Raw genomic sequence first — 13099 nt, forward strand, 5'->3', positions numbered from 1 at the left:
TACCAGAACGCATCGTATCCACGCAGCCCCGGCACCGATACCGCACCAAGGCAAAGGGCGGGTCGCGTTCCGGAGTACGGAACGCGACCCGCCCCTGTCGAGAACACCGACCGGTGAACTCAGGCGTCCGGGTCCTCTTCCGGATCCTCGCCGAGACTCTTCTCCAGAACACGCCCCTCACCGGGCGCCAAGGTGCCGAGGATGCGCTCGAGGTCCTCCATCGAGGCGAACTCGACGACGATCTTGCCCTTCTTCTGACCGAGGTCGACCTTCACGCGCGTCTCGAAGCGGTCGGAGAGCCGAGAGGCCAGATCCGACAGCGCCGGGGACAGCCGCGCGCCGGCTCGGGGGCCCTTGGGCTTGGGTGAGCTCTGCGGGTTCGAGTTGAGGAGCGTCACGATCTCCTCGACCGCCCGGACCGACAGGCCTTCCGCGACGATCCGGTGGGCCAGCCGGTCCTGCTCGTCCGAGTCGTCCACGGAGAGCAGGGCACGAGCATGGCCTGCCGACAGCACGCCCGCGGCAACCCGCCGCTGAACCGGCGGGGAAAGCCTCAGCAGCCGGAGCGTGTTGGACACCTGGGGACGGGACCGGCCGATCCGGTCCGCCAGTTGGTCGTGCGTGCAGTTGAAGTCCTTCAGCAGCTGGTCGTAGGCGGCCGCCTCTTCCAGCGGGTTCAGCTGAGCCCGGTGCAGGTTCTCCAGGAGGGCGTCCAGGAGGAGCTTCTCGTCGTCGGTGTCCCGGACGATCGCGGGGATCCGCTCGAGCCCGGCCTCGCGGCACGCGCGCCAGCGGCGCTCGCCCATGATGAGCTCGTAGCGGTTCGGACCGAGCTGTCGGACGACGACCGGCTGGAGAAGCCCGACTTCCTTGATGGAGGTGACGAGTTCCGCCAGAGCGTCCTCGTCGAACACCTCACGCGGCTGACGCGGGTTCGGGGTGATCGAGCCGAGCGGCACCTCGGCAAAGTGGGCGCCTGCCGGGGTGATCGCCTGGTCGGCGGCAGCTTCCCCCTCGGGAGAGGGAGCGGGTACCTCGGGCGGCGCCGATGCGGCCGGCAGCGTGGCGACCTTGGCCGCCGCCACCCCTCTCTCCGCAGTCAGCACGGGAGAGGCCCCTGCAGGGGCCGAGGCCCCCTGGGCATCCGGCTGCTTCTCCTGCGGAGCGGCAGGAATCAGCGCACCGAGCCCACGCCCCAATCCTCTACGTCGCTCGCTCACTGGATCCCCTCCGACATGTTCTGCTGGCTGTTCCGGCCCGTGTGGGCATGCTGCGGGTCGTAGTGGATCCCGACCCCCCGCAGAGCGATCTCCCGGGCCGCCTCGAGATACGACAGGGAGCCGCTGGACCCCGGATCATAGGTCAGCACCGTCTGCCCATAACTCGGCGCCTCCGAGATACGCACCGAGCGCGGGATACTCGTGCGCAGGACCTCCTCGCCGAAGTGGGTGCGCACCTCCTCCGCGACCTGCGAGGCGAGCCTCGTCCTGCCGTCGTACATGGTGAGCAGGATGGTCGAGACATGCAGCGTGGGGTTGAGGTGACCGCGCACCAGGTCCACGTTGCGCAGCAACTGCCCGAGCCCTTCCAGCGCGTAGTACTCGCACTGGATGGGGATCAGCACCTCCGCACCTGCCACGAGGGCATTGACCGTCAGCAGACCCAGCGAGGGGGGACAGTCGATGAGGATGTAGTCCAGCGGCTGCTCGTAGGCCTGGATCGCCCGCTGCAGTCTGCTCTCCCGCGCCACCAGCGACACCAGCTCGATCTCCGCACCGGCGAGATCGATGGTGGCGGGGGCGCAGAAGAGTCCTTCGACGTCCGGGACGGGTTGGACCACTTCGGAGAGAGGCCGGCTCTCCACCAGGACGTCATAGATCGAGGGAACCTCGGCGTGGTGATCGATTCCCAGAGCCGTAGAGGCATTGCCCTGCGGATCCAGATCGACCACAAGTACACGCGCGCCGTGGAGCGCGAGCGAAGCGGCGAGATTGACCGTGGTAGTGGTCTTTCCCACGCCGCCCTTCTGGTTGGCGACAACCATGACGCGCGTCTGCTCAGGTCGGGGCAGACCCTCACCTGCACGCCCCAGCGCCTCCACGGCCAGCTGAGCAGCACGGCCGATGGGGGTGTCGTCCATGGGCGGCGGTGTTTCACGTGAAACGTCCTCCCCCGTGGACTCGGTACGGGGACCGGGGACCGGATCGGTCATCGGTCCCGCGATGTTGGCGTCGGACCGCAAGGATTCACTCTCCTCGACATCAGGCTCGCAATGAACAGAGCGTGCCATGCTTTCGGGGTCGTGAACCAGCGAGGCCCGTGGTTCTGTGGACGAATCCACGCCTGTGGACAAATCCGTAGCCCGCAAGAGGGGCTTGCGGCCCTTCGACGGGGCGGCCGCACGGCCGCGGCTGATGATTCCCTGCAGCAGTGAGCGACGTTTCACGTGAAACACGATGCACAGGCCGCACGACCAGACCGGGACGACACTCCGAAATCAGTACGTATGGCTACGTGTATGGCTCAGCGGCGACGGCGGGTACGACTCGTCCGAGCCGCCTTGGCCCGCTTTGCGGCGAACCTCACACCGCCCGGACTCTCCCCGACCTCGACCCGCACGACAGTGGACAACGGATCGACAAGCCCTTCCCCGACCTGAAGGACCGAGGTCTCCACCACACCCAGCTTGCTGAGTGCGGCCCTGGCCCCCTGGATCTCTTCCTCCGCTGTGTCGCCCTTGAGTGCCAGCATCTCGCCGTAGGGGCGCAGCAGAGGGACACCCCAGCCGGCGAGCCGGTCCAGGGGAGCCACTGCTCGGGCGGTCACCACATGCACCGGAGTCAGCTTCCCGAGGACCTCCTCGGCCCGCCCCCGCACCACCGTCACGTGGTCCAGGCCCAGCAGCTCCACCACTTCCTGCAGGAAGTTCGTCCGGCGGAGCAGCGGTTCGAGCAGGGTGATCTTCAGGTCGGGCCGCACCAGCGCCAGGGGGATGCCGGGAAGCCCGGCTCCGGAGCCGACGTCGCAGACCGTGACGCCCTCCGGCACCACTTCCGAGAGGACGGCGCAGTTCAACAGATGCCGCTCCCACAGTCGCGGCACCTCGCGAGGACCGATCAGGCCGCGCTTGACCCCGGCGTCCGCGAGCAGCTCCGCGTACCGCACGGCCGCTGGAAAGTACTCACCGAACACCTTCCGTGCCGCCTCGGGCGCCTGGGGAAGCTGTGCTGCCTCCGTCACGAGGACCGTCCTTCCGTACCGCACTGCCGCACTGCCGCAATGTGGACTGTGGTGGCTGACTAACAGGCTGACAAAGATCGGCCCCGCCTGCGAACAGACGGGGCCGACAGAACAAAGCGGTCAGGCAGGAAGTACGACGACGAAGCGCTGCGGCTCCTCGCCCTCGGACTCACTGCGCAGACCCGCCGCCGCGACGGCGTCGTGGACGACCTTGCGCTCGAAGGGCGTCATCGGGTCCAGCTGCACCGGCTCGCCGGTGGCCTTCACCTCGGACGCCGCCTTGCCGCCGAGCTCGGCCAGCTCGGTGCGCTTCTTCGCCCGGAAGCCGGCGATGTCCAGCATGAGCCGGCAACGGTCGCCCGTTTCCCGGAGCACAGCGAGGCGCGTCAGCTCCTGCAGCGCCTCCAGCACCTCGCCGTCCCTGCCCACAAGCTTCTGCAGATCGCGGCTGGCCGTGTCGCTGATGATGGAGACCGCGGCCCGGTCGGCCTCGACGTCCATGTCGATGTCGCCGTCGAGGTCGGCGATGTCGAGCAGGCCCTCGAGGTAATCTGCCGCGATCTCCCCTTCCTGCTCGAGGCGGGTCAGGGTGTCGCCACCCTCTGCGGCAGCGGAGATGGTGCCTTCCGTCACGGATGGACTCCTTTTTACTTCTTGGACGACGGGTGCTTGGGCCGCTGCGGACCCTTGCGCTGTCCCGACTTGGGCTGGCGTGCGGAACCGGCGGCCTTGCCGCCGCCCGTGTTCGGCTTGGCATCACCCTGCGAGGAGCCTGCTCGGGCACGCCCCGCGGCGGGCTTGTCCTTCTCCAGGGACGTCTTCGCCGCAGCGCCGGTGCCGCCGGCGGGCTTGTCCACACCGGTCTGGGTCGTGGCCGCCTGGCGCTTGGACTTGGTCTGGCGCTTGGGCTGCTGGCGCTTCTGGGCGGCACCGCCCTCGGCCTCGGCCACGGCGGTCTCGCTCTTGATCACCGAGCCGTCCGCCTGCGCGGCCAGGCCGGCCTTGGCGAGACCGGTGATGAACCGGCGCTCGTTGTCGTTGCGGTCCGTGCCCTTGGCGACGATCGCCTGGACGACGGTGCGCTTGCGCCGCGAACGGACCTCACCCTGGGACGTGACGCTCTTCAGCAGACGCTGCAGGTACTGGTCCTGGGCCTTGCTGCCCGGCGTGGGGTTCTGGTTGATCACGTACATCTGCTGGCCCATGGTCCACACGTTGGTGGTCAGCCAGTAGACGAGGACACCGACGGGGAAGTTGATGCCCATCACGGCGAAGATGACCGGGAAGATGTACATCAGCATCTTCTGCTGCTGCATGTACGGGGTCTTGACCGTGAGGTCGACGTTCTTCTGCATCAGCTGGCGCTGCGTGTAGAACTGCGACGCCGACATCATGATGATCATGATCGCGGTGACGATGCGCACGTCGGTCAGTGAGGCGTTGAGCGCCTCGACCTTCGACGGGTCGTCCATGAACTTGGCGGCGATGGGAGCACCGAAGATGTGCGCCTCACGCGCACTGCTCACGAGGTCCTTGTTGAGGACACCGATCTCCTGACCCGAGGCGATCTTGCTGAGCACGTGGTAGAGCGCGAAGAAGAACGGCGACTGCGCCAGGATGGGAAGGCACGAGGAGAGCGGGTTGGTGCCCGTCTCCTTGTACAGCTTCATCATCTCTTCGGACTGACGCTGTTTGTCGTTCTTGTAGCGCTCCTGGATCGCCTTCATCTTCGGCTGGAGCGCCTGCATGTTCCGGGTCGACTTGATCTGCTTCACGAAGAGCGGGATCAGACAGATCCGGATCAGGATCACCAGCGACACGATGGACAGTCCCCAGGCCCATCCCGTGTCAGGGCCGAAGATCGCCCCGTAGAGACTGTGGAACTGGACGATGATCCACGAGACAGGCGTGGTGATAAAACTGAACAGACTGGCAATCGTGTCCACTAATCAGGCTCCTTGAGCATTGGACGAGGTCTCTGCGGCCGGGCCCTGGGATGCGGAGGCAGCCCCCGGGGCAGGCACATCAGCGGCGGAGTCCCCGCCCTTGCTGTCGCCGCGCAAGGCGTTGCGCAGCATTTCGTGCCACCGCGGGCGCTTGCGCTCGGGCACGTAGTCCACGCCGCCCGGCGACCACGGGTTGCACCGCAGGATGCGCCAGGCGGTCAGTACTGTGCCCTTGACCGCGCCGTGCCGGTCGATGGCTGTGTATCCGTAGTGGGAGCACGAGGGGTAGTACCTGCAGACGGGCCCCAGCAGCGGGCTGATCGTCCACTGATAGATCTTGATCAGAGCCAGCAGCGGGTACTTCATCGCACGCCCCCTCCCAGCAGCCGCTGCAGAGCGGCGTCCAGGTCTCGGGCCAGCTGAGCATGTTCGGCGTCACCCGCGCCGGGCAGCGCCCGTACGACCACCAGGCTACCGGGGGGCAGCTCGGAGAGCCGATCGCGCATGAGATGGCGCAGTCTCCGCTTGACCTTGTTGCGGACGACAGCACCGCCCACGGCCTTGCTCACGACGAAACCCGCACACGTCGGGGAGGCGCTCTCCCCAGGCGCGTGCGGGTCCGTTGTGCCGCTGCGAAGGTGGACGACGAGGAGCGGGCGGCCTGCCCTGCGCCCTCGCCGTACCGCAGTCGCGAAGTCCTCGCGCCGCCTCAGCCGGTTCTCGGTAGGCAGCACGTCATGCCCTGTACGCGATCAGGCGGACAGGTTGGTGCGACCCTTGCCACGACGGTTCGCCAGGATGGCGCGACCGGCACGGGTACGCATGCGCAGGCGGAAACCGTGGGTCTTCGCGCGACGACGGTTGTTCGGCTGGAAGGTGCGCTTGCTCACTCGGGGGCTCCAGAAATGATTCGTAGACGGCGGGACATCGCCTGGCTGTCACCGTGCGCCCACGAGTAGCTCGCGTTTACGCCCGAGTGCACCGCTTCACAACCACAGATCGTGATCTTTGCCCATCGGAGGCAGGCGGCAGCAGCCATCGACAACTCGACCTGGTCACGGTACGCGGGGCCGCGCCATCCGGTCAAACCAGGCCGAGACCGTGGTCCACTGTGCACAGGCTGTGGACAACAACTTGAACCACGCGGGTCGGCCTGACTACCGTGGCTGAACTCGCATTCTTTTCCTGCCTGTCTTCCCATCCCGTCCCGAGAACCACACATTCGTGGGACCTGTGAGAGAGCGTGCCTTGTGGCTGACGTACCTGCCGATCTTGCCGCAGTGTGGCCACGAGTGCTCGAGCATCTCCTCGACGAGGGGCAGCAGGGCGTGGAACCGAAGGACAAACAGTGGATCGAGCGCTGCCAGCCGCTCGCCCTGGTCGCCGACACCGCCCTGCTCGCCGTCCCCAACGAATGGGGCAAGCGGGTCCTCGAGGGCCGGCTGGCGCCTCTCATCAGCGAGACCCTGAGCCGTGAGTGCGGCCGCCCGATCCGGATCGCGATCACCGTGGACGACACCGTCGGTGAGGGGCCCGGCCCCCAGTCGCCGCCTTCCCAGCAGCAGTCCCGGTACCAGGGCCCGCAGCACGACGACCACCGGCAGGGCGACCCCTACGACAGCTACGGGCACCGGCCCTCGGACGACGGCCTCCCCACGGCGCGGCCCGCATACCCGGAGTACCAGCAGCGTCCCGAGCCCGGCTCCTGGCCGCGCACCCAGGAGGACCTGTCGTGGCAGCAGCCGCGCCTCGGCGGCTTCCAGGACAGGGACCCCTACGCCTCGGCCCCGCAGCAGCACGACTACCGCTCGCCGCAGCCGCCGGAGCGCCGGCAGTACGACTCCCGGCCGGAGCGTCATTCCATGGCCGAACCGCAGGGCCGGCACCGCGGCGGCCCCTCGGGGGCGCCCGGCCCGCTGGGCGCCCAGCCCGCGCCGGCGCCCGGTCCCGGTGAGCCGCATGCCCGCCTGAACCCCAAGTACCTCTTCGACACCTTCGTCATCGGCGCCTCCAACCGGTTCGCCCACGCGGCCGCCGTGGCGGTCGCCGAGGCGCCGGCCAAGGCGTACAACCCCCTCTTCATCTATGGGGAGTCGGGCCTCGGCAAGACGCACCTGCTGCACGCGATCGGGCACTACGCCCGCAGCCTCTACCCGGGAACCCGGGTGCGGTACGTGAGCTCGGAGGAGTTCACCAACGAGTTCATCAACTCCATTCGCGACGGCAAGGGCGACACCTTCCGCAAGCGCTACCGGGACGTCGACATCCTTCTCGTCGACGACATCCAGTTCCTGGCGAGCAAGGAGTCGACGCAGGAGGAGTTCTTCCACACCTTCAACACCCTCCACAACGCCAACAAGCAGATCGTCCTGTCCTCGGACCGGCCGCCCAAGCAGCTCATGACCCTGGAGGACCGGCTCCGCAACCGCTTCGAGTGGGGTCTGACCACGGATGTGCAGCCGCCGGAGCTTGAGACGCGTATCGCGATCCTCCGGAAGAAGGCCGTCCAGGAGCAGCTCAACGCCCCGCCGGAGGTGCTGGAATTCATCGCCTCCCGTATCTCCCGCAACATCCGGGAGCTCGAGGGCGCGCTGATCCGGGTGACGGCGTTCGCGTCGCTCAACCGGCAGCCCGTGGATCTGGGGCTCACCGAGATCGTCCTGAAGGACCTGATCCCCGGCGGGGAGGACGCGGCCCCGGAGATCACGGCGAGCGCCATCATGGCGGCCACCGCGGACTACTTCGGGCTCACAGTGGAGGACCTCTGCGGGTCGTCCCGCAGCCGTGTGCTCGTGACGGCGCGGCAGATCGCCATGTATCTGTGCCGGGAGCTCACCGACCTCTCGCTGCCGAAGATCGGTGCGCAGTTCGGCGGCCGCGACCATACGACGGTGATGCACGCCGACCGGAAGATCCGTGCGTTGATGGCGGAGCGGCGGTCCATCTACAACCAGGTCACCGAGCTCACCAACCGCATCAAGAACGGCTGACGAGCCGCCGCCACGGCACCTGAGGGCGCCCCGGGACGTGTTCCCGGGGCGCCCTCCGCCGTTTCCGGGCGCCGGCCGTGTTCGAATTCGAGTGGCGGTCGGGCCGTTCTCCACAGATGTGGGGAGAATCTTCCCTCCACAGCCTGGGGACTGGGAAGTTGTCCAGAAACGGTCCACAGCCGCACCGGTGGTCAGACTGTCCTCCCAGGTCAGTGCCTTGGGGATTTGTGGTCAACCGGCCTCCACAGCCTGTGGACACAGAAACTGTCCACAGGCTGTGATCAACGTTGTCCACCGGCGGCCCACAGGCAGCGGTTCGTTGCCCACAGCTTCTCCACACCCCTGTCCACTGTTCGGCAACGAAACACACCCGCTCACCGCGTCGAGTGAAAGCCGTCACACCAAGGGCGTCGATTGGCCTGTGGGGAACGTGGGTAAAGCTGGGGACGGCACTGGGGAGAAGTGGCCCCTGGCTGTGCACCGGGTGTGCAGAACTTTTCGGCGTCCACAGAAGACCGGGGTTGTCCACCGGCTCCGCCCACAGGCCCGGTGGACAAAAAAACGGGTCTGACCTGCGTAAACGACGTTATCCACGGTTTCCACAGGCCCTACTACTACTGCCACTCATAGTTAGCCCGGAATTCGTTTGGAAGTGGGCCCTGTGCACAACTCGGCCCCGGACCGCCCCGTGCCTCTCGCAGCGACTTGACCCCGACCCGCACCGACTGTCCCCGCCGTGCGTCAGACTGGTCCCCGGCATCAAGCCGACGACGAAGGCCAGCAGGGCGAGCCAGCAGCAACAGCAGGAGGCGGTTCGGGTGAAGATCCGGGTGGAGCGCGATGTACTCGCGGAGGCGGTGGCCTGGGTGGCCCGCAGCCTCCCGGCCCGCCCGCCGGCGCCCGTTCTTGCGGGCCTTCTTCTGAAGGCGGAGGACGGCGCGGTCAGCTTCTCGAGCTTCGACTACGAGGTCTCGGCGCGGGTCTCGGTGGAGGCGGAGGTCGACGAGGACGGCACCGTCCTGGTCTCCGGTCGTCTCCTCGCCGACATCTGCCGCGCCCTCCCCAACCGGCCGGTGGAGATTTCCACAGACGGTGTACGGGCGACCGTGGTCTGCGGCTCCTCCCGGTTCACCCTCCACACCCTTCCCGTGGAGGAGTACCCGGCCCTGCCGCAGATGCCGACCGCGACCGGCACCGTGCCCGGCGAGGTCTTCGCCTCCGCCGCGGCACAGGTCGCCATCGCCGCCGGCCGCGACGACACCCTCCCGGTGCTGACGGGTGTGCGGATCGAGATCGAGGGCGACAGCGTCACCCTGGCCTCGACCGACCGCTACCGCTTCGCGGTCCGCGAGTTCCTGTGGAAGCCGGAGAACCCGGACGCCTCGGCCGTCGCCCTGGTGCCCGCCAAGACGCTCCTGGACACGGCCAAGGCGCTCACGAGCGGCGACACGGTCACCCTGGCGCTGTCCGGCTCCGGAGCCGGTGAGGGCCTGATCGGTTTCGAGGGCGCCGGCCGGCGGACCACGACCCGGCTGCTCGAGGGCGACCTGCCCAAGTACCGCACCCTGTTCCCGACCGAGTTCAACTCGGTGGCCGTCATCGAGACGGCGCCGTTCGTCGAGGCCGTCAAGCGCGTGGCCCTCGTCGCCGAGCGGAACACCCCGGTGCGGCTCAGCTTCGAGCAGGGCGTGCTGATCCTCGAGGCCGGCTCCAGCGACGACGCACAGGCTGTGGAGCGGGTCGACGCGCAGCTGGAGGGCGACGACATCTCGATCGCCTTCAACCCGACGTTCCTTCTGGACGGTCTGAGCGCGATCGACTCGCCCGTCGCCCAGCTGTCGTTCACCACCTCCACCAAGCCGGCGCTGCTGAGCGGCAAGCCGGCCGTGGACGCGGAGGCGGACGAGGCGTACAAGTACCTGATCATGCCGGTGCGGCTGAGCGGCTGAGCAGCGGCTTCTGAGCGCGTGACCCCACAGGTGTGCACCCGTGTCCCGGCGTAGGCTCGGGCACGGGTAGGTACTGCACACAACGATTGAGGAATCATCTGATGGAGCTCGGTCTCGTCGGTCTCGGCAAGATGGGCGGCAACATGCGTGAGCGCATCCGCCGCGCCGGCCACACCGTCGTCGGTTACGACCGCAACCCGGACCTCGCTGATGTCCACAGCCTTGAGGAGCTTGTGGGCAGGCTCGAGGGCCCGCGGGTCGTCTGGGTCATGGTCCCGGCCGGGGCCGCGACGCAGTCCACGATCGACGAGCTTGCCGAACTGCTCTCCCCGGGCGATGTGGTCGTCGACGGCGGCAACTCCCGCTGGACCGACGACGAGAAGCACGCCGTCGAGCTGGGCCTCAAGGACATCGGCTTCGTCGACTGCGGCGTCTCGGGTGGTGTGTGGGGCCTGGAGAACGGCTATGCGCTGATGTACGGCGGTGACGCCGAGAACGTCGCCAAGGTCCAGCCGATCTTCGACGCCCTCAAGCCCGAGGGCGAGTTCGGAGCCGTCCACGCGGGCAAGGTGGGCGCCGGCCACTTCGCGAAGATGGTCCACAACGGCATCGAGTACGCGATGATGCAGGCCTACGCCGAGGGCTGGGAACTCCTGGAGAAGGTCGACTCGGTCACCGATGTGCGCGAGGTCTTCCGGTCCTGGCAGGAGGGCACGGTCATCCGTTCCTGGCTCCTCGACCTCGCGGTCAACGCGCTGGACGAGGACGAGCACCTCGAGCAGCTGCGCGGTTACGCGCAGGACTCCGGCGAGGGCCGTTGGACGGTCGAGGCCGCCATCGACAACGCCGTCCCGCTGCCCGCGATCACCGCGTCGCTGTTCGCCCGTTTCGCGTCCCGCCAGGACGACTCCCCGCAGATGAAGATGATCGCCGCGCTGCGCAACCAGTTCGGCGGTCACGCGGTGGAGAGCAAGAAGTAGTCAGAAGGCTGTGCACCGCGGTGCACAGCCATGCCGGGGGAAGGTCGGCGCACACCATGCACGTCACGCATCTGTCGCTGGCCGACTTCCGCTCGTACGCCCGGGTCGAGGTCCCTCTCGATCCGGGCGTCACCGCTTTCGTGGGGCCGAACGGGCAGGGCAAGACGAATCTCGTCGAGGCCGTCGGCTATCTGGCCACCCTGGCCAGCCACCGGGTCTCCTCGGACGCGCCGTTGGTGCGGATGGGGGCCGACCGGGCGGTCATCCGGGCCGCCGTCACGCAGGGGGAGCGCTCGCAACTGGTCGAGCTCGAGCTGAACCCCGGCAAGGCGAACCGTGCGCGGATCAACAGGTCCTCGCAGGTCAGACCGCGTGATGTGCTGGGCATCGTACGCACGGTGCTCTTCGCCCCGGAGGACCTGGCGCTGGTGAAGGGCGACCCCGGGGAGCGCAGGCGCTTTCTGGACGAGCTCGTCACGGCGCGCTCGCCGCGGATGGCGGGTGTCCGCTCCGACTACGAGCGGGTGCTCAAGCAGCGCAACACGCTCCTGAAGTCGGCGGCGATGGCCCGGCGGCACGGCGGGCGCGGTATGGACCTGTCGACACTCGACGTCTGGGACCAGCACCTGGCCCGCGCGGGCGCCGAGGTGACGGCCCAGCGGCTCGACCTGATCGCCGCCCTGCAGCCGCTGGCCGACAAGGCGTACGAGGCGCTCGCGCCGGGAGGCGGGCCGGTGCTGCTGGAGTACCGTTCCTCCGCCGGTCCGGCAGGGGAGTCGCACACCCGCGAGGTGCTCACCGAGCAGCTGACGGCGGCGCTGGCCGAGGTGCGCAAGCAGGAGATCGAGCGGGGCGTGACCCTCGTCGGCCCGCACCGTGACGAGCTGGTCCTGAAGCTGGGGCAACTGCCCGCCAAGGGCTACGCGAGCCACGGTGAGTCGTGGTCGTACGCGCTGGCCCTGCGGCTCGCCTCCTACGACCTGCTGCGGGCCGAGGGCAACGAGCCCGTGCTCGTACTCGACGACGTCTTCGCGGAGCTGGACACCCGGCGGCGGGAGCGGCTGGCGGAGCTGGTGGCCCCCGGAGAGCAGGTGCTGGTGACCGCGGCGGTCGACGACGACGTACCCGCCGTGCTGGCGGGCGCACGGTACGAGGTCTTCGGCGGAGCGGTGGAGCGGGTATGAGCGAGGGAGCCCAGCGGCCGGCCGGGCCCGAGACCACGGGAGCACCCGAGGCGTCGGGTGTGGATCTGGCGCGCGTGGCGCTGCGGGCCGCGAAGGAGCAGGCCAAGGCCCGCGGCGCGGCGGCCCAGCAGAAGAAGCAGGCCAGACGTGGTGGCGGGCTGCGCTCGGGCGCGCGGGCGGACGGCCGCGACCCGCTGCCGCTGGGAGCGGCGATCAACCGGCTGATCACCGAGCGGGGCTGGGAGACGCCGGCGGCCGTGGGCGGGGTGATGGGCCGCTGGCCGCAGATCGTGGGCGGCGACCTGGCCAACCACTGCGTACCGCTGCGCTACGACGAGGCTCCGGACGAGCGGGTGCTCACCGTGCAGTGCGACTCGACGGCGTGGGCGACGCAACTGCGTCTGCTCGCTCCGCGGCTGGTGGCCCGGCTCAACGAAGACCTCGGGCACGGCACCGTCCGCGCGATCAAGGTGCTGGGACCCGGTGGCCCGCAGCGGAGATACGGCCCCCTGCGGGCGCCCGGCAGTACCGGTCCGGGCGACACCTACGGATGAGGTCCGGCGGCTTTTCGCGCCGCCCGTAACGGGAGGAACCGGGCGGTGTGGCTGAGGTGTCCCTCACGGTAGCGAGAGGTTGACAGGCCGAAGCGCTCAAAGCCGGTGTGAGCCTCTTGGAGCCCCTTCCCGGATATGGGGAGTCGGACGGCGACGGTTCAGGGCGCCACAGGCGGACTCAGCTACCGGCAAACCCCCATTAGTGTCAGCGATACCGGTAGACTGGTCGACAGTCCCGCTTCTGTTGCGGGACACG

The 13099-nt window shown here is 68.5% G+C and carries 13 protein-coding genes; 5 read left to right on the top strand and 8 right to left on the bottom strand.

The genetic code is table 11. The features are described from left to right. Positions 1 to 119: 119 nt before the first annotated feature. The 8 genes from ACFYOP_RS15970 to rpmH all read right to left on the bottom strand — a co-directional run bounded on the left by ACFYOP_RS15970 (position 120) and on the right by rpmH (position 6076). Entirely contained in the window at positions 120 to 1220 is a 1101-nt protein-coding gene (locus tag ACFYOP_RS15970) for a ParB/RepB/Spo0J family partition protein (RefSeq protein ID WP_356893962.1), read from the bottom strand. Continuing rightward, positions 1217 to 2290, bottom strand: a complete 1074-nt coding sequence (locus ACFYOP_RS15975; RefSeq protein WP_356894088.1) for a ParA family protein — start codon at positions 2288 to 2290, stop codon at positions 1217 to 1219. Before ACFYOP_RS15975 ends, ACFYOP_RS15970 begins: the two co-directional genes overlap by 4 nt. Before the next feature lie 233 nt (positions 2291 to 2523). Further along, complete coding sequence (gene rsmG, locus ACFYOP_RS15980) at positions 2524 to 3240, bottom strand: 16S rRNA (guanine(527)-N(7))-methyltransferase RsmG (protein WP_356893963.1); 717 nt, start codon at positions 3238 to 3240, stop codon at positions 2524 to 2526. Between the two features lie 120 nt (positions 3241 to 3360). Beyond that, positions 3361 to 3873, bottom strand: a complete 513-nt coding sequence (locus tag ACFYOP_RS15985; RefSeq protein ID WP_356893965.1) for a R3H domain-containing nucleic acid-binding protein — start codon at positions 3871 to 3873, stop codon at positions 3361 to 3363. A 14-nt stretch (positions 3874 to 3887) separates the two neighbouring features. Further along, on the bottom strand, positions 3888 to 5186 hold the full coding sequence (yidC, locus tag ACFYOP_RS15990) for a membrane protein insertase YidC (RefSeq protein WP_356893967.1): 1299 nt from the start codon (positions 5184 to 5186) through the stop codon (positions 3888 to 3890). Positions 5187 to 5189: 3 nt separating this feature from the next. Next, positions 5190 to 5552, bottom strand: a complete 363-nt coding sequence (gene yidD / locus ACFYOP_RS15995) for a membrane protein insertion efficiency factor YidD (protein WP_356893969.1) — start codon at positions 5550 to 5552, stop codon at positions 5190 to 5192. Continuing rightward, a complete protein-coding gene (gene rnpA, locus ACFYOP_RS16000; RefSeq protein ID WP_356893971.1) occupies positions 5549 to 5920 on the bottom strand; it encodes a ribonuclease P protein component in 372 nt (123 codons plus the stop codon). Before rnpA ends, yidD begins: the two co-directional genes overlap by 4 nt. An 18-nt stretch (positions 5921 to 5938) precedes the next feature. Further along, a complete protein-coding gene (gene rpmH, locus ACFYOP_RS16005) occupies positions 5939 to 6076 on the bottom strand; it encodes a 50S ribosomal protein L34 (RefSeq protein ID WP_078850492.1) in 138 nt (45 codons plus the stop codon). A 360-nt stretch (positions 6077 to 6436) separates the two neighbouring features. On the opposite strand from rpmH, the gene dnaA reads away from it, so the two are divergent. The 5 genes from dnaA to ACFYOP_RS16030 all read left to right on the top strand — a co-directional run bounded on the left by dnaA (position 6437) and on the right by ACFYOP_RS16030 (position 12843). Then, entirely contained in the window at positions 6437 to 8176 is a 1740-nt protein-coding gene (gene dnaA / locus ACFYOP_RS16010) for a chromosomal replication initiator protein DnaA (RefSeq protein ID WP_356893973.1), read from the top strand. Positions 8177 to 8994: 818 nt separating this feature from the next. Then, positions 8995 to 10125 (top strand): DNA polymerase III subunit beta, encoded by a 1131-nt coding sequence (dnaN, locus tag ACFYOP_RS16015; protein WP_356893975.1) that lies wholly within the window; start codon positions 8995 to 8997, stop codon positions 10123 to 10125. Between the two features lie 101 nt (positions 10126 to 10226). Continuing rightward, positions 10227 to 11105, top strand: coding sequence for a phosphogluconate dehydrogenase (NAD(+)-dependent, decarboxylating) (gnd, locus tag ACFYOP_RS16020; protein ID WP_356893977.1), 879 nt, complete (start codon positions 10227 to 10229; stop codon positions 11103 to 11105). Between the two features lie 56 nt (positions 11106 to 11161). Then, complete coding sequence (gene recF / locus ACFYOP_RS16025) at positions 11162 to 12289, top strand: DNA replication/repair protein RecF (protein WP_356893979.1); 1128 nt, start codon at positions 11162 to 11164, stop codon at positions 12287 to 12289. Beyond that, positions 12286 to 12843, top strand: coding sequence for a DciA family protein (locus ACFYOP_RS16030; RefSeq protein ID WP_356893981.1), 558 nt, complete (start codon positions 12286 to 12288; stop codon positions 12841 to 12843). Before recF ends, ACFYOP_RS16030 begins: the two co-directional genes overlap by 4 nt. Positions 12844 to 13099 lie beyond the last annotated feature (256 nt).

The sequence above is a fragment of the Streptomyces sp. NPDC006294 genome, from assembly GCF_042870895.1.
In the GTDB taxonomy this organism is placed as follows: domain Bacteria; phylum Actinomycetota; class Actinomycetes; order Streptomycetales; family Streptomycetaceae; genus Streptomyces.

Coding starts and splice junctions, on each gene's coding strand:
- ACFYOP_RS15975 (WP_356894088.1), bottom strand. CDS start 2,290: ATGGCACGCTCTGTTCATTGCGAGCCTGATGTCGAGGAGAGTGAATCC.
- yidD (WP_356893969.1), bottom strand. CDS start 5,552: ATGAAGTACCCGCTGCTGGCTCTGATCAAGATCTATCAGTGGACGATC.
- gnd (WP_356893977.1), top strand. CDS start 10,227: ATGGAGCTCGGTCTCGTCGGTCTCGGCAAGATGGGCGGCAACATGCGT.
- recF (WP_356893979.1), top strand. CDS start 11,162: ATGCACGTCACGCATCTGTCGCTGGCCGACTTCCGCTCGTACGCCCGG.
- ACFYOP_RS16030 (WP_356893981.1), top strand. CDS start 12,286: ATGAGCGAGGGAGCCCAGCGGCCGGCCGGGCCCGAGACCACGGGAGCA.